Origin of the sequence: Vibrio sp. H11 (assembly GCF_004804295.1) — a bacterium.
Classification (GTDB): Bacteria; Pseudomonadota; Gammaproteobacteria; order Enterobacterales; family Vibrionaceae; genus Vibrio; species Vibrio ostreae.
The window spans coordinates 74108-97225 of the sequence record NZ_SSHN01000011.1; the positions used below are offsets into that span (position 1 = coordinate 74108).

A 23118-nucleotide genomic window follows, 5' to 3' on the forward strand; every position below is an offset into this window, starting at 1 on the left:
ACGATTAAATCAAATGCAAATGCGGCCACAGTGTAAGCCATTTCTTTTCCAGAATGCGACGCTGTACCACTTCCGGCTGACGGTTGCAGGGGTTAATCGCGATGGTCAGTGACCAGTTCTGACGCAGGCCGTACGGCGCGCAGAAGGTCAGGCGGCCATCGGTTTCGAGCCGCACACCGACGCAGGTCGGCACTTCCACCCATTGCGCAATGCCGTGCGCGGTGCTGCGATAAGGGGCATGACCGTGCTTTTCGTGCATGCGTGCCTGATTACGCACTTCCCAGTTAATGTCCGGCATGACTGCGCAGAGACGGGCTTGCAGTGCTTCTTCTGTTTGCGGTGAAACATCACTGGGATCGAAATAGACCACATCCACATCATTGAGTGGCGTCATTTCGGGCTTGTGGTGCAGGTGATCCCAAATCGCGTTGCGCACAAAGCCGGCTCCCAAATACCAGTCAGGTAAATTGAGCGCTTGCACGGCCAGCAGACAGCGCATACGCAATGAATCATTGCGTAGCAGAGCTTCGGTTTGTCCCAGATAAAGGTGTTCAATATCACTTGGCATGTATTGCGGGTAATTATGTTAGTGACTGTTGATATTCAGTATAACGGTAATCTCGCATGATGGCAGGAGAATATGATATCGGTTCAGTAAATCATCAAATTGATGCCTCAGCGCATACCAGCCCTCGTCGGAGGGCTTGGTGCAATTCCTGTGAGTTTAGCTCCCTTCCCCTGAGTTTGGTGCCGTTACAGTGAGCGGGCCAGTTCGGGCTGGCGCTTATCAAAACGTTGGCTGAGACGGGTCAGCAGCAGGGCAACCGCGACCACAATCGCGCCCACCCAGGGTGTAGTCATCAGGCCGGATTGCTCCACTACCAGGCCACCGCCCCAGGCGCCAAGGGCAATGCCGATATTAAAGGCGGCGATATTGAGCCCTGAAGCGACATCGACCGCATTGGGAGTGTAGTGTTCGGCCAGCTTCACCACGTAGACCTGCAGTCCGGGCACATTACCAAAGGCGAACATACCCCAGATAAGCATGATGATCACCGCCGTCACCGGGTTGGGCGCGGCGAAGGTCAGTAATAGCAGCACCAGGCTCAGGCCGGTGAAAATCACACTCAGCGCCTGAGTCGGACCGTGTTTGTCGGCCAGTTTGCCGCCCCAGATATTACCGAACGCCACCGATACGCCGTACACCAGCATCAGAATACTGATGGTGGATGTGGCAAAACCGGACACTTCATGCAGGATGGGGGCGATAAAGGTAAAGGCAGTGAAGGTGCCACCATAGCCGAGTGCAGTAATGGCAAACACCAGCAGCAGACGCGGCTGCATTAGTACTTTGGCTTGCTCGGTCAGCGAGGTTTTAGCCGCTTGCGGCAGGGTTGACGGTACCAGCAGGGCGCTGCCGATCAGGGCGATAAGCCCCAAGAGCGCGACCGTTAAAAAGGTGGTCTGCCAGCCGAAATGCTGGCCGATGTAAGTGCCAAGCGGTACGCCGGTCACTAGTGCAACGGTCAGGCCGGTAAACATGATGGCGATCGCGCTGGCGGCTTTCTCCCTTGCTACCAGGCCGGTCGCGATGGTTGAGCCGATGGAGAAGAACACACCGTGCGCCAGGCCAGTCAGAATACGCGCCAGGATGAGCGTGCTGTAGCCCGGAGATTGCCAGGCGAGCAGGTTACCAGCGACAAACAGCGCCATGACGGAAAGCAACACGTGTTTTCGGTTCCAGTTGCCGGTTAAGGCGGTGAGTACCGGCGCGCCGATGGCGACGCCGAGCGCATACAGGCTGACCAGCAAACCGGCCGAGGGCAGAGAAACGTTGAGGTCTGCGGCCATGGTCGGCAGCAGGCCGACGATGACAAATTCAGTGGTGCCGATGGCAAACGCACTGAGGGTTAAGGCAAATAAAGCAATAGGCATAGCAATTTTCCTGTTGAAGTTCCGCTGCCGTTTAATGAGTGGAGATGTGTCCGGCAACGGGCTGACTGTGTTTAGATAGGCGCATTATTGATGAGCTTTTATTTGCTAAAAACGCTAGTATTGGCAAAATAATTTTGTCATTTATGTAAAAATGGAACGCCTATGCTGACCCGTTCTGATGATCTGGAAATCTTACTGGCAGTGATCGACAGCGGCAGTTTCTCCCAGGCGGCCGAAGTGCTGGATGTGCAGGTGGCCAAGGTATCACGTGCGGTGAGCCGGATTGAGCAGCAGCTCGGGATGACCATCTTAAACCGCACCACGCGGCGCCTGGATTTGACTGAAGAAGGCCGTCGTTTTAGTGAAACCATCCGAGCGGGGCTACAGCAACTGCGCCAGGCGGAAGAAGAGGTGGTGTCGCGCGGTGAACTGCCGAAAGGCAAGCTGCGCGTCGATGCGGCCAGCCCGTTGATGCTTCATCAACTGGTGCCGCTGGTGCGTGAATTTCACCAGGCCTATCCGGATATTGAGCTGGAACTGACCTCGAATGAAGGCTACGTTGACTTACTGGAAAAGCGCACCGATGTGGCGATCCGGATTGGCAAGCTCAATGATTCCACTTTGCATGCCCGGCCTTTGGGAAAAAGTCCGCTGTTTGTAGTCGCTGCGCCGGACTACCTTGCCCGACACGGCTTCCCGGCGACACCATCTGAGCTGCAACAGCATGAAATTGTCGGCTTCACCAGCCCGCGTGCGCTGAATGTCTGGCCGCTGCAGGGCAGTGATTACGTTGAGCCGACCATTGCCTGCAGCAGTGGTGAAACCGTGCGCCAGTTAGTGCTGGCCGGCAATGGCATCGGTTGCCTGTCCGGCTTTATGATTCATGAAGACTTGGCCGCCGGCCGGTTGGTGACCCTGCTTGCTTCATACCGCCAACTCAATTCAGAGCGTGAGCTGGTGAATGCAGTGTATTACAAGTCCTCTAACGTCGCGCGTCGTATCTCTGCGTTTATCGATTTTATTCAGCCAAAATTCACCCTGTAGAGCGGATAGCGTGAGTTTGGCTTATGTCTGGCCGCGAGCCTGACAGCGGCAGGTGATATTAGTTTTTGCAAATTTGACAAAAAAGTTTTGTCTTTGCACCAGTTAATCTCTTTCGCTTCGGTTGTTAGCATGCTGACTGATTATCCGGCCTATGATGCGGTGTAACACGGCCACTGATTAAGAGGTAAAGCGTGCCCGGCCATGTTCGGGTAACGCTTTACCATTAACGGATGACAGTTTATTGACTTACTCTTCATTAATCCATGTTATATCAATGGATTAATGACATTGAACAACCACGATAAGGAGCGAACTCCATGCAAATTCCTCAGCTTGGCGCAGGTACATTCCGTCTGAAAGGCGATGAAGCGGTTCAGTCGGTTGCGATGGCACTTGAGGCGGGTTATCGCCACATTGATACCGCGCAGATTTATGGCAACGAACAAGAAGTTGGCCAGGCGGTGAGTGCAAGTGGTATCGCGCGTGAAGCGCTGTTCATCACCACTAAAGTGTGGATGGATAAACTCTCAGACCAGCAGTTTTTGCCAAGCGTGAAACAGAGCCTGCAGGACTTAAACACCGACTATGTTGATCTGCTGCTGATTCACTGGCCGCTGGCGGATGACAGTGTCGCGATGGGTGATTACCTGCGCAGCCTGAAACAGGCGCAGGATCAGGGCCTGACCCGCCACATCGGCGTGTCGAACTTTACCGTGGCACAGATGAGACAGGCGATTGAGAGCCTGGGCGAGGGCGTTTTGTACACCAACCAGGTGGAGGTCCATCCTTACCTGCAAAACAAGGCTGTGGTTGAGTTCTGCCGCGCGCACGACATCATAGTGACCGGTTATATGCCGTTTGCTTACGGCGATGTGCTGAAAGATGATGTGATCGTTGAGATTGCCGAGCAGCATCAGGCGACACCGGCTCAGGTGGTTCTGGCCTGGATGGCAGCCAATCACTTTGTCACCATTCCGTCGTCAACCAAACGTGCCAATATCGACAGCAACCTGGGCTACGTCAATGTCTCTCTCAGTGAGCAGGATATGGCGCGCATTGCGACTCTGGATCGCAACCATCGTCTGGCTAATCCGGACTTTGCTCCGCAGTGGGACTGATCCCGTCGCGTGACTGCGGCACGGAGTTGATAAGATAACCACGCTGATCAAGATGAAAAGCCCCGGCCGTTGTATTGATGGCCGGGGCTTTTACTTGTGATAAGGGTCGCGCTGTCTCAGGAACAGTGATAGCGACAGCAGCTTAAGCCTGACCCCAGCGCAGTACCTGCCAGTGCGGCTGACCAGCATGAGCCGCCAGACGCTGGCACGGATTCACCAGATAAGCGAAATCGGCGTGCTGGCACAGCGGTAAATCGTTAATCGAGTCGGTGAAAAAATGCACTTCATCAAGGTGTTGCGGGTGAGTAAGTAACCACTCCTCTAACCGGGCCACTTTACCCTCGCGATAACTCGGTACGCCGACAATCTCGCTGCTGTAATGACCGTTGCTGACCGCCATATCAATACCGAGAGCATGAGGAATACCGACCTGTTTGGCCACGGCTTCGACCAGAAAACTGACAGAGGCCGAGATGATCAGCATGGTGGTATTGTGTGCTTTGAGCGTCGCTATCAGGTTACGCGCTTCATCAAACAGACGCGGCATGATACGGCGGTCGACACATTCATCCACCAGTGCATGCACCTGCTCAACCGGCAGGGCGGCGAGGGGCTGCATTACGTAGTCGAGATAGTCTTCCATATCCATTTCACCGCGCGCGTACAGTGACATCAGATAGCGATCCTGATTAAGAAATTCCGGGTCGGTGGCGATGCCTTTGTCGACCAGAAACTCGTTCCAGATCATGGCGCAGTCGCCGTCGATTAAGGTGTCGTCCATATCGAACACGTACAGGGGTTGAGACATATCAGGCACTCACAGGTTGTAGTTCATTGAGATTAAAATGCAGCTCCAGCACACTGCCTGCAGGCAGTAAGCGCTCGGAAGAGCGGTTGAGCTGATCGACGGTCAGCTCGCAGTCATCCAGCGCGACCTGATAACGGATCACGTTGCCCAGCAGTTGCTGACTTTTGAGAACGCCGCGCATCGGCGCAGAAATATGCGCGCCACCGCTATAGTGGGACCCCGATTCTTGGCGGCCTGCTTCGGCCACATAAATCGACTCCGGACGTACTGCCACTTTATGCTCGCTATCGAGGGCAAACAGTTTTTTTGCCTGCGCAGCACTGAGCAGATTGTAATGCCCCATAAAACCGGCAACAAATTCATTGGCCGGCTGGGTATAAATTGCCTCTGGCGAGCCTTGCTGCACTATCTTACCCTGATGCATAAGGAAAATGCGATCTGACATTGTCATCGCTTCTTCCTGATCGTGGGTGACGAAGATGGTGGTCAGGTTGAGCGCCTGCTGAATGTCGCGGATTTGCTGGCGCAGGTGCTTACGGATTTTGGCATCCAGTGCCGACAGTGGTTCATCGAGCAGCAAAATACGCGGTTTGACCACCAGAGCGCGCGCCAGAGCAACGCGTTGGCGCTGGCCACCTGACAACTGATGCGGATAACACTGCTCTTTACCCTGCAGCGCGACCAGTTCGATAATCCGGCCGACTTGCTGTTCAATATGCGCTTTATTCGCGCCTTGCATCTTTAAACCAAAACCGATGTTGCCGGCCACGGTCATGTTGGGAAACAGGGCATAAGACTGAAATACCATACCAATGCCGCGCTGCTGGGGCGCACTGTGGGTAATATCCTCACCAGCGACCAAAATGCGGCCGCTGTCGACCGGGTTGAGCCCGGCCAGGCTGCGCAGCAGAGTGGATTTACCACAGCCGCTCGGACCGAGCAGGGTGATAAACTCGCCCTGACGGATATCAAAATCGATCGCCTCAAATACAGTGTTGTCACCAAAACGCTTGGTGAGCCGGGAGACAGAAACGTCACTCATGATTTTGCTCCAATCCGGCTTGCCAGCCAGGTACAGATAAAGATAAACAGAAAGTAAGTCATTACTAACGCCGAGGTGAAATGACCGCTGGTCTGGCGCATGTTATAGAGATAAATCTGCAAGGTTTCATAGCGGGTGCCGACCAGAATGTTGGCAAACACAAACTCCCCGAGCAGGAACGAAAACGACAGAAACAGCGCGGCCATTAATCCTTTGCGTAGGTTGGGCAGTACAATATGCCAGAAGGCTTGCAGCGTGCTCGCGCCGAGCAGGTGCGCGGCGTCCATCAGATCGCGCAGGTTAATGGCCGTAAAGCTGTTCGCTATCGCGCGGTACATGAACGGCAGCGCGATGGTGAAATAGGTGCCGATCAGAATCCACGGCGTGCCGACCATGGGGACTCTGCTGTCAGCGTACAGCTGCAGCAGGCCGACTGAAGAGACCACCGGCGGCACGGCAAACGGCAGCAGGATCAGCAGATTCATCAGCTTGTCGAGTTGGGGGAAATAGTAAAACACCACAAAGATCGCCGGCAGAATCAACACAGTGCTCAGTGCCAGCGCAGCCACGCACACCAGCAGTGATCGGCCGAACGCTTCGACAAAGCGTACATCACTGAGCAATTGGCGGTACCAGTCGAGGGTAAAGCCGTCCGGCAGAATGGTCGCCCCCCAGCGTGACGACAGTGAGTAAGCCAGCGTGGCGATGATCGGCACCAGCATCAGGGCGACAATGCCGTACACCACGCTTTTGTGATAAACGGAATTAGCGTGTTGCATGATAGCTCCGGGCAATCAGCCATTGGTTAATCAGGGTAATAGCAGCCAGCAGTGCCATCAGCAGTACTGAAATGGCTGCCGCCAGATTCGGTTCGAGAAACAGATCGCCGGATACCAGGCTGGCGATGCGGATGGTGATCAGGTTGTAGTTACCGGAGGTGAGGGCATACACACTGGCATACGCGCCCATGGCATTAGCAATCAGAATGATCAGGGTGCCGAGCAGAGCTGGTGACAGCACCGGCAGGGCAATGTGCGCCCAATAGCGCCAGCTACGCGCGCCAAGCAGCGCTGCTGCGGCTTGCCAGTCATCGTTCAGCGCATCGAAGGCGGGATAGAGCAGCAGTACCGCGAGCGGGATCTGGAAATAGATGTAGATCGCCAGCAGGCCCCACTGACCATACAGATTAAAGTCATCAATCAGGCCGTATTGTTTGAGCAGCAGAGTCAGCGCGCCATTGGTGCCGAGGATGATGATGAAGGCAAACGCCAGCGGCACACCGGCGAAGTTACTGCTCATGTTGGTAAAGGCAATCACCGCATCGCGCAGTCGCCCTGGAACACGGCGCAGCGAACTGACCAGCAGAGCCGCAATGGCAAGCCCGGCCAGGCCCGACCACAACGCCAGCCACAGGCTGTTGCTAAAGCCTTGCAGGATAAAACCGGAGCTGAATATTTCGCGATAGTTATCCAGTGACCACTGTTCATCCACCTGAAAGCTGTTGACCATGACCCACAGCATAGGAGCGAGCTGAAACAGATAGAAAAACAGCGCAAACGGCGACAGCCAGGCCAGTGGCATAAAGCGCTGCCAGCTGCGGGGTGGGTTGCTTGCGGCAGGTTGAGTGGTCGTTTGGCTCAAAGTGGAACTGCTCATAGCGCCAGTACCTCTTGCGCGCACGGTTTGTCGTGATTAAGGCGCAGCAGCTCACACACGGTGCCGCAGACGTCAGTCTGACGCAGTGCCACTTCCGGTTGGTGCGAAAAGCGATCGCCAAGCACAAACAACGGCACCGCGCGCTCTTCTTGTAGCGTCCCGCCATGCGTGCAGTCGTCATTCATGCCGTGATCACTGGTGATCAAAATCTGATAGCCATCGGCGAGCCAGACCGGAACAAAATGCGACAGCAGCACATCAGCATGGCGGGCACTGTTGCGGTACTGGGGGGAGTTGAGTCCGTAGCGGTGGCCACAGTCATCAATGTTCATCGGATGAATCAGCAGAAAGTCCGGCTGATGCTGACGGCGCAGCGATTCGCCGTCAAGAAACAGCGCTTCATCCGGATAGTGATCCCAGTGATAAAAACAGCCGTGCTGAATGTTAAGCGACTCGTCATGGGTAAAGCGGTCACGCACCGCATCGTAAGGAGCGCGGTTGTACAGTTCGCTGAACCAGTGATAGGCCGCGGCGGCGGTGGTTTTACCCTGTTGCGTGGCGAGGCTGAATACCGATTCAAACTGAGAGCGGCGTACTGTCTGGTTGCTGACAATACCGCTTTCAACCGGCGCAACGCCGGTCAGCAGGCACTCATACAGCGGACGGGACAGAGAAGGCAGTTCGCACTGCAGCGGATAAAGTGTTGCTCTTTGCTGCTCAATCAAACCGTGCAGGTAGCCCATGCACTGACGGGCTACCTGAAGATTGAGTCCATCAAGAACAACAAGGATAACCTTATTGCGCATCATGACCTCTTACTGCTGGTGGATAAGCACATTTTCCTGCCATTGACGTGGCAGTTTACGTGCGGATTTTTCCCATGCGTTGAAGTCCGTGACCGGATGAACATTCTGATAGGCCGAGTTAGGCAACAGTTTATCCTGCACTGATTGCGGCAGGGTAATGTTGCTGCGGATCGGGCGGGCATAGCCTTCGGCCAGATTGATTTGACCCTGGTCGCTGAAAATGTATTCGCGTGCCAGTTTCGCGGCGTTTGGATTGGCCGCGTATTTATTGATGATGGTGGTGTAACCGGAAATCACCGAGCCGTCTTGCGGAATCGTGACAGTAAAGCGGCTGCGGTCTATCTGGTCGCGATAGTTGAGGGCGTTGAAATCCCACATGATGGCCACTTCCACTTCGCCTTTTTCCAGGTTGGCCAGGCTTGGGTCGGTAAAGGACAGGCGGCCTTGCTTGGCCAGCTTGGCAAAGAAGTTCAGTGCCGGTTCGAGGTTACTTTCGTTTCCGCCGTTGGCAAAAGCCGCCGCCAGCACCGCGTTATTGGCCTGAGCAGCCACACCAACATCACCGACGGTCACTTTGTAGTTGCCAGTTAGCAGGTCGTTCCATGATTTTGGAGCGTCTTTGACCAGATTATTGTTGCTGATAAACGCAATAGTGCCGGTATAGGCCAGCGCCCAGTGACCGTCTTTATCTTTGGCCCAGTTCGGAATGTCGCTCCAGGTGGTCGGTTTGTACGCCTGGGTCACGCCTTTTTGCACGGCCACGCGCGCAAAAGCAAAACCGACATCGCCGATATCTGCGGTGGCGTTACTTTTCTCCGCGGCAAACTTAGCGATTTCCTGTGCCGAGCTCATGTCGGTATCCTGATGTTTGAGACCGTAATGCTGGCTCAGATCCTGCCAGGTGCCTTTCCAGTTTGCCCAGCTGTCGGGCATGCCGACGCTGTAGACCGCGCCTTCTTTCTTGGCGGCATCGATTAACGATTGGATGTTGGCCTGTTCAGCGAAAGCAGGCATGGCAAGTGTGGTGGCAAGTAAAGTGGCGCCGGTGATCATGGCCGAGCGGTGCAGTAACGTTTTCATTGTCTCTATCCTTCTGGACTAGGTCAGTAAGTACGTTTTTTATCCTAGGCAGCGAATATGACGATTTAGCGCCAGTCAGATGACGCTTTTACGGCGCTTTTATGGCAGTTATATTGCGAAAAGCAGTAATGAGCGGTGATTGTGCCGCAATTGTCTGTCATGAAATTGTTATCTGCGCTGACTATGCTGGGCGGATGAACAAGGACTGGACTAGATCAGGATGAAGCGACAGACGAGCACGCAGTTGGGGTCGATTAAATCGACGTTGCGTGATCAGATTTGCTCGGGAGTGATGAACCAGCGTCAGAAGCTGCCGTCAGAGCGCGAGCTGAGTGAGCTGTTTGAAACCACCCGCATTACAATTAAAGATGCGTTGGTGTCACTGGAAACCGAAGGGCTGATTTACCGCGAAGAGCGGCGCGGCTGGTTTGTGTCGCCGGAGCGGGTGCGTTACAACCCACTGTCACGTTGCCACTTTCATCAGATGATTGCTGAGCAGAACCGGATTGCGGAAACCCGGGTGCTGAATGTACGCAGTGTGCTGGCGACTCAGGAGTATGCGCGTGCGCTGCAGATCACCCGGATGACACCGGTACATATCATTGAACGGCTGCGCTTTATTGATGGGCGCGCTGTGTTATTTGTCGAAAACTGTCTGATTGCCGGTCTGTTTGCGGATATTTTAGCTGAAAATCTGGCCGGTTCGCTGACCGGATTGTACGCACGTAAATACGGCTATTGCACTCAACGCTCGCGCTTTGATGTGGTGCCGACCGCCGCGCCGCTGCATGTGGCAAGGGCGCTCAATCTGGCCGCCGGTCAGCCGGTGCTGAAAATCTGCCGGGTGAACTACAATCAGCATGGCCAGATCATGGATTGTGAGTTTGAATACTGGCGGCCAGATTCGGTGGTCATCACCATCGACAGTTGCAGCGACTGAGATTTAGCCGCGGCTCTGTTTCAATTTATCCAGTACGCGGCTTGATGCCGAAAATGCCTTTGATCATTGTTATACAAATCAGCAAATTAGATACGTGATTAGTCAATCTTGGTTTATGCTTAATGATATAAGTGCCGCAGGGGCGGTCCATAACATAGAGGTAACCAAGCCTTGAGAACAGCGTGGTTGCGGCAGACGATGCCGGGGTTTTATCAGTTAAAACAGTATCAACGTGTCTGGTTAAAGGACGACGTGCGCGCTGCCTTGTCGGTGGTCGCGGTTGCTCTGCCGGTGGCCATTGCGTATGCCCAGTTGACCGGCGTGTCAGCGATTGTCGGTTTGTACTCCTGCGTAGTGCCGATGCTGGTATATGCTCTGTTTGGTACGTCACGTCAGCTGATTGTCGGGCCGGATGCCGCAACGTGTGCGGTGATTGCCGCGGTAGTGACACCGCTGGCAGGCGGCGATGCGACCAAGCACTGGCAACTGGTGATGACCATGACTGCCATGACCGGTATCTGGTGCATTGTGGCGAGCAAATTCAAGCTCGGTATTCTGGCGGACTTCCTGTCGCGGCCGATTCTGCTTGGCCTGATTAATGGTGTGGCCCTGACGATTATTGTCGGTCAACTGAGTAAAGTGGCCGGGGTCAATTATCAGGCGCGCTATCTGCTGGAGCGGTTGCTTGAAGCGCCGCAACGGGCGCTCGATGTGCATTGGCAAACGGTGCTGGTCAGCGTGTTAACGGTAGTGGTCTATTTTGTTTCGAAACGGCTGCGTCCGGCCTGGCCGGCAGCAATGCTGGCGATCATAGCCGCGGGCGGTTTGGTGTGGGTGACCCAGCTTGACTCCAGCGGCGTCAGCGTTGTCGGCGCGATTGAAGGTGGTTTACCGGTGTTTCAGGCTCCGGCATTCGATATTGGGATCAGCCGTGAGCTGGTGGTGCCGGCGCTCAACCTGGCTATGGTCAGCTTTGTCAGTATGATGCTGACAGCGCGCAGTTTCGCCGCCAAAAACGGCTACGATATTGATGCCGATAAAGAATTCCGAGCGCTGGGCATTGCCAATATTGCGTGTGCCTTTTCGCAGGGCTTCGCCATCAGCGGGGCCGATTCACGCACCGCTGTGAACGATGCCAACGGCGGTAAATCGCAGCTGGTGTCGGTGATCGCGGCAGTGCTGATCGGCATCATTGCGCTGTTTGTCTATCGGCCGCTGCAATATATTCCTACTGCGGCGCTCGGTGTGGTGCTGATCATCGCTTCGATGTCGCTCATCGATCTGAAAGGATTATGGACGTTACGTAAACGCGACAAAGATGCATTCTATCTGGCCGGTATCACCTTTATCGCGGTGCTGGTGGTCGGCGTGATTCCCGGCATTACCCTTGCGGTACTGCTGGGGCTGTTTCAGTTCTTACGTGTGGTGATGCGCCCGAGTGATCAGCGGCTCGGGCTGGATAAAGACGGCATCATTCGTACCATCGACGGCAGCGGCAAAGCGACCGCGATCCCGGGCCTGGTGCTGTATCGGTTTAATTCGCCGCTGACCTATTTTAATGCGCCGTATTTCAAACGCCGGGTGCTGGAGGTTGTTGAAGGTAACGACACGGAAGTAACCTGTGTGGTTATAGATGCAGTGGCGAGCTTTACCCATCTGGACCTGAGTGTGATGGCGATGCTCAGTGATGTGCAGACCATGCTAAAAAAACGCGGTATCCGGCTGATCCTGGCCGGACGCAAGCGCAGTATGCGCCAATGGTGTGAATTGAGCGGGGTGCCGGTTGGCGATGGTGGTATGGTGCTGCGCGCTGATATGTATCTGGCGATTAAACTCAGTGGCTGTTATATCCAGGCGGTTGAGGAAGGACAAATTCCTGAAGTGCAAAAAGAAGCGCCGGTCGATGCGCCGCCCAAGGCGGTGCCGGAGGTGGCCTGATGGCGGCCGGAGTTATCTTGTGCAGTCACAACGCGGGTTCAGTGATGAGCCCGATTCAATTAAAAATAACAAAGCCTGCCGCGTGGCAGGCTTTGTTGTTCAGAATGTAAGCTCAGGCGCTTAGCTCGGCTTCAGTCTGATTGGCTTTCTGGTAGCCCGGCAGGGTCGACAGATGAGCCAGATACGCTTTGATATTGGGGAAGTGTTCCTGCATACCGCTCATGTACACCGCTTCGGCGATAAAGGACATCATGATATCAGCGCCGGTCAGTTTGCCGGCCACCAGATACTGTTTTCCTGCCAGTTGGGCATCCACATAGCCTAGTACTTTGGCCGCTTCGCCATTGGCGTATTTTTCCAGAAATTCGGTTTGCGCACTCTCCATGCCAATGAACAGCTTGAGCAGTAAAGGCAGCATGCCTGAGCTTTCGGCAAAGTGCAGCCACTGCAGATAATCAATGTACTCGTCACTGTCTTTAGCCGGAGCCAGTTGCTGCGGTGCATAACGTTCGATCAGATACTCGGTAATGGCACCGGACTCTGCCATCACTCGTCCGTCGATTTCAATCACTGGTGATTTACCCAGCGGATGAATGCTTTTCAGTTCCGGCGGGGCGAGGAAAGTCGCTTTGTCACGCAGATAAGGGACGACGCGGTACTCTACGCCGAGTTCTTCCAGTAGCCAGATAATGCGCTTGGAACGTGACTGATTGAGGTGGTGCAGGGTTATCATGCTATGTCCTTGTCTTTGTGTATGTATGTGCCAATGTACCGGCACTCGCTGCCTTGTACGCAGCGAATGCCGGTTTGGACTTATAACGGTTTGAATTTATAACGGAGAGTTCACTTCAATCACCAGTTTGCCAAAGTTTTTACCTTCCAGCAGGCCGATGAAAGCATCTGCGGCATTCTCTAGTCCTAGCACCATTTGCTCGGTGTACTGCATTTTGCCTTGTGCCAGCCATTGGGTCATGTCGGCCGCAAACTCATTGTAGCGGTGTCCGTAATCATCAAAAATAATAAAGCCTTGCATCTTGATACGTTTGACGAGCAGTTGCACCATCAGGCTTGACATGCGATCCGGACCATCCGGCAGTGAAGTGTTGTTATACATCGATACCATGCCACAAAGCGGTACACGAGCTTTAGAATTCAGCAGGGGTAATACGGCGTCAAATACCTTACCGCCGACGTTTTCAAAGTAGACATCAATGCCTTGTGGCACCGCAGCGCTCAGCTGCGCGGCAAAATCGTCGGCTTTGTGGTCGATACAGGCATCAAACCCCAGCACTTCCACCGCATGACGACATTTTTCTGCGCCGCCAGCGACACCCACCACACGACAACCTTTTAGTTTGCCAATCTGGCCCACGGTTGCGCCGACCGGGCCGGTAGCAGCCGCTACTACGATGGTTTCACCTGCTTTTGGCTGACCGATGTCCAGCAGACCCATGTAGGCGGTGAAACCCGGCATGCCCATGATGCCCAGTGCATAAGACGGATGGGAGGGGTGTTTGCCAAGTTTCAGCAGGCCTTCACCATTGGAGATGGCGTATTGCTGCCAGCCCGTGTAAGCCAGTACCCATTCACCGACTTCATAGTCTGCATGATTAGAGACTTCAACCTGGCACACGGTACCACCTACCATTACCTCATCCACTGCAACCGGATCGGCGTAGGACTTGGCGTCACTCATGCGGCCACGCATGTACGGGTCAAGAGACAGGTAAATGGTGCGCAGCAGCACTTCACCTTCGCCAGGCATTGCGACCGGCAGGCTCTCAGTACGGAAATTGTCGGCCGTTGGTGCGCCGACCGGGCGTGAAGCGAGTACGATGCGTTGGTTTGTTGCTTGAGTCATCTCTGGTTTCCTTTTTCAATTAGACCAGTCGTCTAGTAAAGGTTGCAAAAAGACCGCTATCGAAATAGCGGGTCGAATCGATATATCAGTCAGGCGCATGGCCTTGCAGGATCTGCTCTGTACTGCGCAGTGCCTGTTGCAGGCTGACATCATCCTGGCGAATTTTGTTGAGTAAGCTGGCGCCAATCCACAAATTGTACAGCAGGTCGGCAGTGCTCTGGCTGTTATTGACCTGAAGTTCACCACGCGCGATACCTTGCTCAATGCACCGCGCCAGCCGGTCGATCAGTTGACGTGTCCCTTTGAGCAGCGCCTGGCGCATGGGTTCGGAGAGGTCCGACACTTCACCGGCCAGTTTTACCACCAGGCAGCGGGATGCGTTGCAGCGCTGGCTGTTGTATTCGGTCCAGTAGTACCAGTAGCGCATTAATTGCTCATAGCGGGATTCCTCGTTGTCGATAAACAAGGTATCAAGCCGGGACTGATAATGGTCGAAATAGGCAATGATCAGGGCTTCGCCAAACTGCTCTTTGGATTTGAAGTAGTGATAAAACGAGCCTTTGGGCACGTCTGCACTGCGTAGCAACTCGGACAGCCCGACCCCGGTAAAGCCTTTATTGACCACCAGTTCGTAACCGACTTCGAGAATATGCTGACGCGTATCTTGGGTTTTCGTGTTCATGACAGGCACTGTAATTGAAATTAGACCGGTCGTCTAGTTATCGTTTGGGACGGATTTTTCCTGTTCAGGTAACTATATGAGTAACAGTCAGAAAAAATGAGTAGCAGTCAGAAAAAATTAGCAGCAGTAAGACAAAAGATCGCACGCGGCGATCTTTTGTCTCAGCTGATGTCGGATACGGTTTTGTTTGTGGCCGGAGCTTAAAAATCGGCATCAATCTGAAATGTCATCCGTTGTTTGGTATAGGGGTGATCAAAGCTGAGAGTCTCGGCATGCAGATGCAGGCGGTCGGCTTTTTCACCGTACAGGTCGTCACCGACAATTGGGGTGTTAAAGCCTCGCGCATGGGCACAGTGTACCCGTAATTGGTGGGTGCGACCGGTTTTCGGATAGAGATAGACCCGGGTCTGGCCTTGCGCAGTACGGATGGTTTGCCAGAACGTCTCTGCTGGTTTACCGTGCTGCTCACACACCATCTGGCGCGGACGGTCATCCAGATCAGGCCGCAGCGGCAGGTAAATGTAGCCTTCTCCCTGGGCTATTTCCCCACTCAGTAGGGCGACATAACGTTTCTCAACTCCACGGGTAATAAATTGTTTCTGAAGGCTTTTATTCGCGCGGCGAGTAAGAGCAAACACCAGTAGGCCGGAGGTCGACATGTCTAGTCGGTGCAGGACAAACGGGCCTTCCACATCAGGAAAGCGCTGTTCGAGCCGGGTCAGAACGGAATCTTTCACGTTCACACCGGGCACGGATAAAAATTCGGCCGGTTTGTTGACCACCACAATCGCTTCATCCTGATACACGATGTCGATCTCTTTGCCTTGGGCCGGATTGTCGAGCAGCGGATTGGGATCCAGATCCATCCCTGCCAGCATATGGCCGAGGATCGGATGACACTTGTTCTGGCAAGCCGGATAGAATTTCTTATGCTGGCGGATTTCTGATTTTGGTGAGCAGCCCCACCAGAATTCAGCCAGTGCAAGCGGTTGTAGCTGATGGCGAAACGCGTATTGCAGCAGTTTTGGCGCAGCGCACTCACCGGAACCGGCAGGCGGGAGCGGATTACTGCTATCAGCAAAGATCGCATTCAATGATTGCTCGTCCCCCGCACGGTTAAGAAAGCGATACTGACCAAACAGTTTACTCTGCAAGGCAGCGGACAACTGTTTGCGTTGTTCCTTGAGCTGTTCCAGCTCCTGATTGAGGTTGTCTGACTGGTTGCGTAGCTCATTGAGCTGAGTTTCCCACTGCTGTTTGAGCTTTTTCAACTGATTCTTTTCCGCCACACTCTGCCTGCCAAGTTGATCAAGCAAGGCTTGCAAGGCAGTCGGCTGTAACGTTTTCTCCCCCGCGGCGCGCTGTGCTTTACGCTCTGCGCGGGCGGCGATCATCTGCTGGCGGAAGGCTTCGATCGCCTGCTGAGCATCCTGCTGGCACTGCTTGATTTCAGCGTCCAGTCCGGCCCTGCGTGGATCGCCTTTCAGTGCTTTAACCCGCTGATTAATCAAGTTGATTTGATCTGCTTCAGCGCGGAAAAAATCCGGGTCAGCAAAGCGGTCAAATACTGGCGGCACAAAAGCCGGCCAATGGCTCTGCTCGGCCAGCTGACCGGAAAAGGCGCTCAGATAGCCCAGCTCTCCATCGGGCTTTCTGACCACCAGCACACCAAACATTTTTCCGCTGGCACCGCTTTGCTGCTCGTCGTTGAGGCCGAATGGATGGGACCAGTCCTGCTGAGTCATGATGTGCTGCTGCAACTCTTCGGCGGCGATGATACTGAGCGGATGCGGTTCATAACAGAACGGATAGGTAAACCGCTCTGGCAGGGCAAGGGCGGAAATATCGCGCTGGAACGGAGTAAAGCAGGCAGCGGTCTTGGGCGCAGTAGATGACATAATGAGGTTCTTGCTGGTGATCGACGCTGCGAATTGTACTTGGCTGCGAGGGAAAATCCAGCCTGGGTTTCTCCGGACAGAAACTAGGTGCCGGCACGCTGGCGGGCAATAAACACCAGGCCAATCCCGCCCAGAATTAGCAGGCTGATCATGGTCAGGCGCCATGTGAGGGTTTCGTCGAGTAGCACACTGCCGGCGATGAGGGCGATCGCCGGGACGGACAATTGCGCCACGGAGGCTTGTAAAATCGTCAGGCGGCGCACCACCTGATACCAAAGGATATAACCGGCGGCAGAGGCGATGCATCCGGAAGCGAGCGCCAGAAGAATGCCAGTCGTGGTGAGGGCATTGAGGTTAATTAACCACGGAGCCAGCAACACGCACAGCAGGCTGGCACACCAGAACCCCTGCGCAATCGCGCTGGTCGGATTGTCACTTTGCCGTCCAAGTAAGGTAAACCCTGCCCAGCATAATCCGGATAGGATCATCAGCGCGGCAGACCAGAGATCCGGCTGCTGCGCACTCGGTAGCATCAGGTAAATAAAGCCGGCGACGGAAATCGCCAGGCCCAGCCATTCGAGACGATTGACGGCATTGCCCTGCCAGCAGTGCGCGATAAGCAAGGCCAATTGTACGGTGCCGAACAGCAACAGAGCGCCGGTTCCCGCAGACAGTTGCAGATAGGCAATCGAGAAGCACAGTGCATAGCCAAACAGAGCCAGTCCGGCTTTGAGTGAGAAGCGCCATTGATAGACGCGCCGGCTTTTGGGAACGACCAATGCATGCAGAGCGATGAGAGTCACGCCGCCGGACACCAATCGTAATGCAGTAAATGATCCGGCATCAATCGCACCGTCCTGCAGTGCCAGGCGGCATAAGATGGAATTGGCAGCAAATGCCAGCATGGTGATGGTGGTGACAAGGCTCACTGGCACGGTCAGTTTCCTTATGTCGTTGGATTATTAATTGTTCAATATTTAATGCGAAAATGCATAACATGGCCAATTTATTTTACTTTGATTATCAAACAAACTACCATTTAGAAAATTTGATAATCAAAGTAATTCTTATGCAATCACCGAACTGCCCACAGGTACAAACCTTTTCATACGCTAACCGGCAAGGTGAGAAGAACACCATTTATGTGTTGTTACTTACCCTGGTGACTATGGTGGCCGAGATTGTCGCCGGGACCATTTATGGCTCGATGGCACTGCTGGCGGATGGCTGGCATATGGGCACGCATGCCGCCGCTTTTTGTATCACCTTGTTTACTTTGCGTTACGCGCGTAAGCATCAGGGCACACGCCAATTTACTTTCGGTACCGGTAAAGTCGGTGTGCTGGGCGGCTATACCAGTGCGATTGGATTGGGACTGGTCGCAATCATCATGCTCGGTGAATCGGTGCACCGTTTGTTTAATCCGCTCTCGATCCAGTTCAATGAAGCGATTCTGGTGGCAGTTATCGGGCTGTTAGTTAATGTGGCCAGCATGTTTCTGTTGCAAGATCACCATGGTCATCATCATGCTCACGACCACGACCACGACCACGACCACGACCACGACCACGACCACGACCACGACCACGACCATGCTCATGGGCATGAGCACCAGCATGATCACAACCTGACGGCTGCCTACATGCATGTGCTGGCGGACGCGTTGACTTCGCTGCTGGCGATAGCGGCATTGATCGTTGGTAAATATCTCGGCTGGGTATGGCTGGACCCGATTATGGGCATGGTCGGCGCGCTGGTGATCACCAAGTGGGCGCTGGGACTGATGAAACAGACCGCGCCTATTTTGCTTGATGCCCATATTGGTGCGGATTATGAGCAGCGGATATTGGAGCGCCTGGATGATGATGGAGTCAATGTCATGGATATGCATATGTGGAAAGTGAGCGCCAACCACTATGCGGCCACGATTCGCCTTAAAACTGACAGTGATAAAGATGCGGAGTACTTTAGACAGCAACTGAAAGACTTTGATAAACTGCACCACCTCACCTTAGAGGTCAATGCCAAGTAAAGCGACAAGGTCCCGATATGCCACACCTGACTGAACTGAATAATCTGATCACCGAGTTCTATGACAAAATGTCCTCCTGGGAAATGTCGGTGGTGAAAGAGACCGGCTATTCTCTGGCACAGATCCACACGCTGGAAGTGCTGGGCAGTCATGGTGCTATGCGCATGAAAGAGCTGGCTAACCGTCTGGGCATCACCACTGGCACTCTGACGGTGCAGGTTGAAAAGCTGGTTCAGGCCGGATTGATCGAGCGTCGTACGATTGAAGGAGACCGTCGTTCAGTGTTGGTTGATCTGACTGAACAGGGCCAGGATGTGTATCGTCAGCATAATGCGTTGCATTTAACGCTGACCCAGGATCTGACCCGTCATTTTACCCAAGAGCAGCGCGAGCAACTGGCCAGCATGCTGGCCAGTATGAACCACGAATTTTGAGCATTTGGATGTGTTGTTCTACCAACCAGCCATCACCTTCGGCTATCTGATTACAACATCGGAAGGGTCGATGCCAGCAGTAACCCTCCCATCGCCCCATTAAACCAGCGCACATATTTGGGGTGTGTCATCCAGCTGCTGAGCTGTTTACCGGCTGCTGTCCACACACTGACGCTCGGAATATTGACCATAGCAAACACCAGAGAGATCAACAGCAGTTGCAGCCAACTGGCACTCTCGTTATAGACGCTGACCGCGGTCAGTGCCATTGACCAGCCTTTCGGATTAACCCACTGAAATAATATCGCCGAGATAAACGACATCGGCCGGTACTGCTGTGAGCTGCTGGATGGGCGACTGCGCGCAATCTTAATCGCCAGATAGACCAGATACGCCAGACATACCACGTGCAGGATCTGTTGCAGCAGCGGATAAGCCTGAAACAGACCGGTTAATCCGACGCCGACCAGCAGTACCATCAGGCTAAATCCGACCGTAATTCCTAACATGTGCGGAATCGTTCGCAGGAAGCCGACGTTGGCTCCGGAGGTCATCAACATAATGTTGTTCGGACCCGGAGTAAAAGTTGAAACAAACGCAAATGCCACTAAAGGGCCCCATTGACTGTAATCCATTGTGCTACTTCTCAGCGATTGAACATGGGATAAATAGTAATGGCTAATGGGCGCAATTTTGTGTTTATATTTGTGTTGAATGATGAATGTAAGCAACAAAGGTGTGTTATGGATAGGTTTGATGACAGAATATTGCGTGAACTACAGCGAGACGGCAGGATCTCCAATGTTGAGCTCTCCGAGCGGGTCGGTTTGTCACCCTCAGCGACTCTGAGGCGGGTCCAGGAGCTGGAGCGCAAGAAAATCATTAAAGGTTATCGCGCTGTGCTGGATAAGACCCAGCTTGAGGTCGGCTTTATCGCTTATGTGTCGATTGGCTTGAACAGCCATACCAAACAATCGCAGCTTAGTTTTGAAGAGCACGTTAGTGAGGCCAGAGAAGTGGTGGAATGCCATAACATTACCGGTATGAACGAATATTTACTGCGGGTCGAAACCAAAGACTTAAGTGCTTATAAACGTTTTCACGCCGATGTGTTAGGAGAGTGTTTACAAGTGCAATCGATTACAACCATGGTGGTCATGGATTCGCCAAAAGATGAGCGTGAGTAATAATAAATCAATATATCAAAGCATACTAAAATAAGTATTAATTTAATTAGCAAATGATAATGAATCGGATATTTCAGTTAACGTTAATGTAATTAGAATAATATATTCTCAACATTGAGATGATGAAAATATGTCCTTAACTTAATTTGGTGATATTCAGCCATTAAAATTGAGTGGTAAGTGATTTAATTGTTATTAGGTGAATTTTTTAGAGTAAATACTTTAATTGTTTTCTTTTTTCTGACATTTAATTCAACCTGGGCAAGTTATTGTATTGGCCTGGGCATGTTCTTGCCTGGATCAGGTAAGGAGTTGCTCGCGTGATGGTGAATTCCGCTACCGCTTGTATCAGATTCAGGTATACAAATTGCTTTTAGGCTTCTCAGCTATTTTTTATCGATAAATCAGAGAAACCTTATTATGGGAAATGGAATAATTGTAGGCCACGTGGGGACCGACCATGAGGGCTTTGCGCCGACCCCAGTTACTGCGGGGTCCGGGTCGGTCAAAATTGACGGCAAACCTGCGGCAAGAATGGGAGATCCACTGGAAATGCACAGTAAACCTTTGCATCCCCCGCATCCGCGGGCCATTGCGGCGGGCTCTGCAACCGTAATGATTGACGGAAAACCAGCAGCCCGAGCGGGTGATGCTATTGATTGTGGCGGCGTATTACAAGGTGGCAGCAGTGTTAACATCGGCTAAAAAATTACTTTTTTCCGTCGTCTTTGGTCTGTCTGTAGCGAGTTTCGGAGCAAGTGCAGACAGTTACGATGTCGACACTCTCTCCGCTCAGCAGGCGCTGGAAAGCGGACGTTTATTGAGGGCGCAGTTTAAGAATATTGAAGCGCGTAACTACCTCAAACACGCGGCCGATATGGGCAATGCTGACGCTGCGTATCTGTATGCGATGGAACTGTCGAACTACAATACCACGATACGTACGCCACCCAGAGCGAGAGATTATTTGTTGCAGTCTGCTAATGGCGGTAACCGTCATGCTATGCACCATCTCTATACTCATGGCGATTGGCTGACAGATCATGAGCAGGCATATTGGCAACAGCAATATCATGATGCTTTGGTGACTTTGGGGCAGAAAGATGCGCCGCAAGCGTTGTACGAACTGGCTCAGTATTATCAACCGATTGACCCGACGCTGTCAGAGCAGTACTTAAACATGGCCGTCGATTTTAAGCAGCCTCAGGCCTTGATGGAAAAGGCCAAACGCTACCAGGCTGGTGCTGGCTATTTTGTTTTACCGGGTGAGCGTGATACGCAAGTGAGAAAAATGTATCTCGCAGCTGCACAAACTGGTTATATCCCGGCAATGCGCGCTTATATCGGTTTGCTGGAAGACAAAGGACGTTATGAGGAAGCGCTGCATTGGCGTGAAGAGGCGCTTCAGGCCGGTGATTTGACTTCTCTGGCTGCGCTCGGCTTTGTTTATGCCGGCCAAAGCGAAAACTATCAGTTCGTGCCAACGGACCTGGCGAAAGCACGGGCCTATATGGATATTTACATTGAAACAGCGGGCACCAACCGACTGAAAAATCTCTATCTTTCCGTTGAAGAGAGTAATAAAAACATTATTCAGCGCATGAATGTGACCCAGGAAAAACGTGCTGAAAATATCGAACAAAAGCTTAGGAATAATGTGGATTACTATAACCATGATCGCTTTTGGGATATTTAATCGATTTTAATATTAGTAATTAATTATAAGAATGGCGATAGCAAGAGTTTTTTTGGAGCAAGGTCATGTTTTTGTGTTTTTTTGTACAACAAATACATCGCAAATGAATAGAATGTCCCAAAAAATAAATATTGAAACATCGTCAGACACACTTTTTCTTAATTAAGAAAAATATAAATAAAACTGGCACGAGCCGATAAGCCTTTAAGATTGAATTAATTCTTCAGGAAAATAATTCAAAGACAGCCGGGGCAGGGATTTCTGTAAGTTGTAGCCGCAACTATTGAACCTCTGACACAACGACTAGTTAAATATCAATCGGCAGTGTTTAGTATATTATAAATAACAACATTTTTATTATTGTTAATTGTGCAGAGTCCGCAAGGCATCTGCACAGTTAATTTATCACAACGATTGGCATAGGTATTTGGAGACGTTATATGTCTAAAGAAGGAAGTGTCGCTCCTAAAGAGCGCATTAATATCAAATATATTCCTGCAACTGGGGATGCACAGGGAGAAGTTGAGTTACCGCTCAAGACCTTGGTGGTCGGTGACTTCAAAGGTCACGCTGAAGAGACGCCTGTCGAAGAGCGCTCGACGGTTTCAGTCGACAAGAACAACTTCGAAGCCGTGATGCGTGAAAGTGACCTTAAGTTGAGCACGACAGTGCAGAACAAACTGGGTGAAGATGAAGGTGCAGAACTGCCTGTCGAGCTGAGCTTTAAGTCTCTGGCTGACTTTTCACCCGATGCTGTGGCATCTCAGGTTCCTGAATTGAAAAAGTTAATCGAGCTACGTGAAGCGCTGGTGGCGTTGAAAGGTCCACTGGGTAACATCCCTGCGTTCCGCGATCGTTTGCAAGAGCTGCTGAACTCAGAAGAGTCGCGCGAGAAATTGCTGGCGGAACTTAATCTGGTCAGCGACGCAGAAGAGCAGACTCAGGCATAACTTGACTTGAT

The 23118-nt window shown here is 52.7% G+C and carries 24 protein-coding genes; 10 read left to right on the plus strand and 14 right to left on the minus strand.

Features of this window, described 5'->3' with window-relative positions:
• Positions 1-4: 4 nt before the first annotated feature.
• Positions 5-568, minus strand: a complete 564-nt coding sequence (locus E6C74_RS16100) for a nucleotidyltransferase family protein (RefSeq protein ID WP_240798208.1) — start codon at positions 566-568, stop codon at positions 5-7.
• Positions 569-753: 185 nt separating this feature from the next.
• Positions 754-1935, minus strand: a complete 1182-nt coding sequence (locus tag E6C74_RS16105; protein ID WP_136487071.1) for an MFS transporter — start codon at positions 1933-1935, stop codon at positions 754-756.
• 162 nt (positions 1936-2097) lie between these two features.
• Between E6C74_RS16105 and E6C74_RS16110 the strand changes: the two genes are divergently transcribed.
• Together E6C74_RS16110 and dkgB are read left to right on the plus strand one after the other, a co-directional pair.
• Positions 2098-2979 carry a LysR family transcriptional regulator gene (locus tag E6C74_RS16110; protein WP_136487072.1) on the plus strand — a complete coding sequence of 294 codons (882 nt, stop codon included), beginning with the start codon at positions 2098-2100 and terminating at the stop codon, positions 2977-2979.
• A gap of 317 nt (positions 2980-3296) precedes the next feature.
• Positions 3297-4097 (plus strand): 2,5-didehydrogluconate reductase DkgB, encoded by an 801-nt coding sequence (gene dkgB / locus E6C74_RS16115; protein ID WP_136487073.1) that lies wholly within the window; start codon positions 3297-3299, stop codon positions 4095-4097.
• A 142-nt stretch (positions 4098-4239) separates the two neighbouring features.
• Here the strand turns inward: dkgB and E6C74_RS16120 are convergent, their stop codons facing one another.
• Genes E6C74_RS16120 through E6C74_RS16145 form a run of 6 tightly spaced genes read right to left on the minus strand, consistent with a single transcriptional unit; the run spans position 4240 to position 9489 of the window.
• Entirely contained in the window at positions 4240-4905 is a 666-nt protein-coding gene (locus E6C74_RS16120; protein WP_136487074.1) for an HAD-IB family hydrolase, read from the minus strand.
• A gap of 1 nt (position 4906) precedes the next feature.
• Positions 4907-5947, minus strand: coding sequence for an ABC transporter ATP-binding protein (locus E6C74_RS16125; protein ID WP_136487075.1), 1041 nt, complete (start codon positions 5945-5947; stop codon positions 4907-4909).
• Entirely contained in the window at positions 5944-6726 is a 783-nt protein-coding gene (locus E6C74_RS16130; protein ID WP_136487076.1) for an ABC transporter permease, read from the minus strand. Before E6C74_RS16130 ends, E6C74_RS16125 begins: the two co-directional genes overlap by 4 nt.
• On the minus strand, positions 6713-7603 hold the full coding sequence (locus E6C74_RS16135) for an ABC transporter permease subunit (RefSeq protein WP_136487077.1): 891 nt from the start codon (positions 7601-7603) through the stop codon (positions 6713-6715). Before E6C74_RS16135 ends, E6C74_RS16130 begins: the two co-directional genes overlap by 14 nt.
• Entirely contained in the window at positions 7600-8409 is an 810-nt protein-coding gene (locus E6C74_RS16140; protein ID WP_136487139.1) for an alkaline phosphatase family protein, read from the minus strand. The genes E6C74_RS16135 and E6C74_RS16140 overlap by 4 nt, the downstream gene beginning before the upstream one ends.
• 9 nt (positions 8410-8418) lie before the next feature.
• Positions 8419-9489, minus strand: a complete 1071-nt coding sequence (locus tag E6C74_RS16145; protein WP_136487078.1) for an ABC transporter substrate-binding protein — start codon at positions 9487-9489, stop codon at positions 8419-8421.
• A 220-nt stretch (positions 9490-9709) separates the two neighbouring features.
• Between E6C74_RS16145 and E6C74_RS16150 the strand changes: the two genes are divergently transcribed.
• Positions 9710-10429 carry a UTRA domain-containing protein gene (locus E6C74_RS16150; RefSeq protein WP_136487079.1) on the plus strand — a complete coding sequence of 240 codons (720 nt, stop codon included), beginning with the start codon at positions 9710-9712 and terminating at the stop codon, positions 10427-10429.
• Between the two features lie 198 nt (positions 10430-10627).
• Positions 10628-12367: a SulP family inorganic anion transporter gene (locus tag E6C74_RS16155; protein WP_136487140.1), complete on the plus strand. Its 1740-nt coding sequence runs from the start codon at positions 10628-10630 to the stop codon at positions 12365-12367.
• A 112-nt stretch (positions 12368-12479) separates the two neighbouring features.
• Here the strand turns inward: E6C74_RS16155 and E6C74_RS16160 are convergent, their stop codons facing one another.
• The 5 genes from E6C74_RS16160 to E6C74_RS16180 all read right to left on the minus strand — a co-directional run bounded on the left by E6C74_RS16160 (position 12480) and on the right by E6C74_RS16180 (position 17743).
• Complete coding sequence (locus tag E6C74_RS16160; protein WP_136487080.1) at positions 12480-13100, minus strand: glutathione S-transferase; 621 nt, start codon at positions 13098-13100, stop codon at positions 12480-12482.
• 96 nt (positions 13101-13196) lie between these two features.
• On the minus strand, positions 13197-14228 hold the full coding sequence (locus E6C74_RS16165; protein WP_136487081.1) for an NADP-dependent oxidoreductase: 1032 nt from the start codon (positions 14226-14228) through the stop codon (positions 13197-13199).
• An 85-nt stretch (positions 14229-14313) separates the two neighbouring features.
• Positions 14314-14910: a TetR/AcrR family transcriptional regulator gene (locus E6C74_RS16170; protein ID WP_136487082.1), complete on the minus strand. Its 597-nt coding sequence runs from the start codon at positions 14908-14910 to the stop codon at positions 14314-14316.
• Positions 14911-15110: 200 nt separating this feature from the next.
• Complete coding sequence (locus E6C74_RS16175; RefSeq protein ID WP_136487083.1) at positions 15111-16808, minus strand: pseudouridine synthase; 1698 nt, start codon at positions 16806-16808, stop codon at positions 15111-15113.
• An 83-nt stretch (positions 16809-16891) separates the two neighbouring features.
• Positions 16892-17743, minus strand: coding sequence for a DMT family transporter (locus tag E6C74_RS16180; protein ID WP_136487084.1), 852 nt, complete (start codon positions 17741-17743; stop codon positions 16892-16894).
• Between the two features lie 134 nt (positions 17744-17877).
• Between E6C74_RS16180 and dmeF the strand changes: the two genes are divergently transcribed.
• Positions 17878-18840: a CDF family Co(II)/Ni(II) efflux transporter DmeF gene (dmeF, locus tag E6C74_RS16185; RefSeq protein ID WP_136487085.1), complete on the plus strand. Its 963-nt coding sequence runs from the start codon at positions 17878-17880 to the stop codon at positions 18838-18840.
• A 17-nt stretch (positions 18841-18857) separates the two neighbouring features.
• The gene (locus E6C74_RS16190) at positions 18858-19274 is read left to right on the plus strand and encodes a MarR family transcriptional regulator (RefSeq protein ID WP_136487086.1); all 417 of its coding nucleotides are present in this window, start codon (positions 18858-18860) and stop codon (positions 19272-19274) included.
• Between the two features lie 50 nt (positions 19275-19324).
• On the opposite strand, the gene E6C74_RS16195 is transcribed toward E6C74_RS16190, so the two are convergent.
• Entirely contained in the window at positions 19325-19909 is a 585-nt protein-coding gene (locus tag E6C74_RS16195; protein ID WP_136487087.1) for a LysE family translocator, read from the minus strand.
• Between the two features lie 108 nt (positions 19910-20017).
• Here E6C74_RS16195 and E6C74_RS16200 point away from each other — a divergent pair, with 108 nt between their 5' ends.
• The 4 genes from E6C74_RS16200 to tssB all read left to right on the plus strand — a co-directional run bounded on the left by E6C74_RS16200 (position 20018) and on the right by tssB (position 23107).
• Positions 20018-20461 (plus strand): Lrp/AsnC family transcriptional regulator, encoded by a 444-nt coding sequence (locus E6C74_RS16200; RefSeq protein WP_136487088.1) that lies wholly within the window; start codon positions 20018-20020, stop codon positions 20459-20461.
• 420 nt (positions 20462-20881) lie between these two features.
• Entirely contained in the window at positions 20882-21166 is a 285-nt protein-coding gene (locus E6C74_RS16205) for a type VI secretion system PAAR protein (protein ID WP_136487089.1), read from the plus strand.
• Positions 21111-22157 (plus strand): sel1 repeat family protein, encoded by a 1047-nt coding sequence (locus E6C74_RS16210; protein ID WP_206208431.1) that lies wholly within the window; start codon positions 21111-21113, stop codon positions 22155-22157. The genes E6C74_RS16205 and E6C74_RS16210 overlap by 56 nt, the downstream gene beginning before the upstream one ends.
• 440 nt (positions 22158-22597) lie before the next feature.
• The gene (gene tssB / locus E6C74_RS16215; RefSeq protein WP_136487091.1) at positions 22598-23107 is read left to right on the plus strand and encodes a type VI secretion system contractile sheath small subunit; all 510 of its coding nucleotides are present in this window, start codon (positions 22598-22600) and stop codon (positions 23105-23107) included.
• Positions 23108-23118: the final 11 nt, after the last annotated feature.

Bases quoted from the DNA above. Each gene is read 5' to 3' on its own strand.
- dkgB (WP_136487073.1), top strand. From the start codon at position 3,297: ATGCAAATTCCTCAGCTTGGCGCAGGTACATTCCGTCTGAAAGGCGAT.
- E6C74_RS16200 (WP_136487088.1), top strand. From the start codon at position 20,018: ATGGATAGGTTTGATGACAGAATATTGCGTGAACTACAGCGAGACGGC.
- E6C74_RS16170 (WP_136487082.1), bottom strand. From the start codon at position 14,910: ATGAACACGAAAACCCAAGATACGCGTCAGCATATTCTCGAAGTCGGT.
- E6C74_RS16190 (WP_136487086.1), top strand. From the start codon at position 18,858: ATGCCACACCTGACTGAACTGAATAATCTGATCACCGAGTTCTATGAC.
- E6C74_RS16110 (WP_136487072.1), top strand. From the start codon at position 2,098: ATGCTGACCCGTTCTGATGATCTGGAAATCTTACTGGCAGTGATCGAC.
- E6C74_RS16165 (WP_136487081.1), bottom strand. From the start codon at position 14,228: ATGACTCAAGCAACAAACCAACGCATCGTACTCGCTTCACGCCCGGTC.
- E6C74_RS16210 (WP_206208431.1), top strand. From the start codon at position 21,111: ATGCTATTGATTGTGGCGGCGTATTACAAGGTGGCAGCAGTGTTAACA.
- E6C74_RS16105 (WP_136487071.1), bottom strand. From the start codon at position 1,935: ATGCCTATTGCTTTATTTGCCTTAACCCTCAGTGCGTTTGCCATCGGC.
- E6C74_RS16195 (WP_136487087.1), bottom strand. From the start codon at position 19,909: ATGGATTACAGTCAATGGGGCCCTTTAGTGGCATTTGCGTTTGTTTCA.
- E6C74_RS16135 (WP_136487077.1), bottom strand. From the start codon at position 7,603: ATGAGCAGTTCCACTTTGAGCCAAACGACCACTCAACCTGCCGCAAGC.
- E6C74_RS16175 (WP_136487083.1), bottom strand. From the start codon at position 16,808: ATGTCATCTACTGCGCCCAAGACCGCTGCCTGCTTTACTCCGTTCCAG.
- tssB (WP_136487091.1), top strand. From the start codon at position 22,598: ATGTCTAAAGAAGGAAGTGTCGCTCCTAAAGAGCGCATTAATATCAAA.
- E6C74_RS16160 (WP_136487080.1), bottom strand. From the start codon at position 13,100: ATGATAACCCTGCACCACCTCAATCAGTCACGTTCCAAGCGCATTATC.
- E6C74_RS16145 (WP_136487078.1), bottom strand. From the start codon at position 9,489: ATGAAAACGTTACTGCACCGCTCGGCCATGATCACCGGCGCCACTTTA.
- E6C74_RS16130 (WP_136487076.1), bottom strand. From the start codon at position 6,726: ATGCAACACGCTAATTCCGTTTATCACAAAAGCGTGGTGTACGGCATT.
- E6C74_RS16125 (WP_136487075.1), bottom strand. From the start codon at position 5,947: ATGAGTGACGTTTCTGTCTCCCGGCTCACCAAGCGTTTTGGTGACAAC.
- E6C74_RS16150 (WP_136487079.1), top strand. From the start codon at position 9,710: ATGAAGCGACAGACGAGCACGCAGTTGGGGTCGATTAAATCGACGTTG.
- E6C74_RS16155 (WP_136487140.1), top strand. From the start codon at position 10,628: ATGCCGGGGTTTTATCAGTTAAAACAGTATCAACGTGTCTGGTTAAAG.
- dmeF (WP_136487085.1), top strand. From the start codon at position 17,878: ATGCAATCACCGAACTGCCCACAGGTACAAACCTTTTCATACGCTAAC.
- E6C74_RS16140 (WP_136487139.1), bottom strand. From the start codon at position 8,409: ATGCGCAATAAGGTTATCCTTGTTGTTCTTGATGGACTCAATCTTCAG.
- E6C74_RS16120 (WP_136487074.1), bottom strand. From the start codon at position 4,905: ATGTCTCAACCCCTGTACGTGTTCGATATGGACGACACCTTAATCGAC.
- E6C74_RS16205 (WP_136487089.1), top strand. From the start codon at position 20,882: ATGGGAAATGGAATAATTGTAGGCCACGTGGGGACCGACCATGAGGGC.
- E6C74_RS16100 (WP_240798208.1), bottom strand. From the start codon at position 568: ATGCCAAGTGATATTGAACACCTTTATCTGGGACAAACCGAAGCTCTG.